Here is a 745-nt window from a genome sequence, read left to right as displayed (position 1 = left end):
GACCGGCCCCGCCGGTAGGCGAAACTCACTTCCACGGACGCGGCGTCGAGCTGGTCGTGGCAGACCTCCAGGAAAGCGCGTTGGGCGATGCGGTCACGGACGGTGGGCAGCCCGAGGATTCTGCGTCGTCCGCCGCGGTGAATCGTGGCCAGGCGCAGCGGCTGCGGTTCGTAGGCGCCGGTGGTGAGCTGGTCGGCGAGCCGGTCAAGACGCGCGCCGAGCTGCCGGGCGAAGTCCGCGACGGTGAGGCCGTCGGCGCCCGGCATCCCGCTGCCGGCGGCGACCCGTGCCCACGCCGCCCACAGCACCGCCGGCTGGCCCATGGCCGCCCGCACGTCCCGCGGGGCCGCGGGCTGGGGGCCGTCGTCGCGCGACGGGCCGCTGCCGCCGGACGCCCGGTGGTTATGGAGGGTGGTGGAGCGGCGTTCCGCCCGACCGAACCAGCGAACCATGTGCTCTGCTCCTTCGTCACGACCGGGCTGCCGGCCGGTACCGCTGTCAACCGATGCAGACGGACACGCCCGGCCACCACCACAACCTCCGACACGCCGAAGAACGCGGGAGGTTGTGGTGAGAGATCGACATGTATTCTGACGTGCGGTAACGCAGGATCGATAGATCCTTTCCCCTTGATCCAAAAGATCTTCCGAAGGAGGTTGTGGTTGGATCTTGCAAACCCCCAGCTCAGACGGGGTACAATTCGGACAGCGGTCCCCGCGATCTACAAATCCGAGTCGGATTGAAA

At 68.7% G+C, this 745-nt stretch carries 1 pseudogene; it reads right to left on the bottom strand.

Annotated elements, in window-relative coordinates:
- Positions 1-452: pseudogene (locus tag NBW84_RS02660) on the bottom strand (hypothetical protein); the annotation flags it as partial.
- Between the last annotated feature and the right edge of the window lie 293 nt (positions 453-745).

This window comes from Protofrankia sp. CiP1_Cm_nod2 (assembly GCF_920664355.1).
Lineage (GTDB): Bacteria > Actinomycetota > Actinomycetes > Frankiales > Frankiaceae > Protofrankia.
Note: the sequence above shows the minus strand (reverse complement) of the source record. Positions and strands in the feature narration are given on the sequence as shown.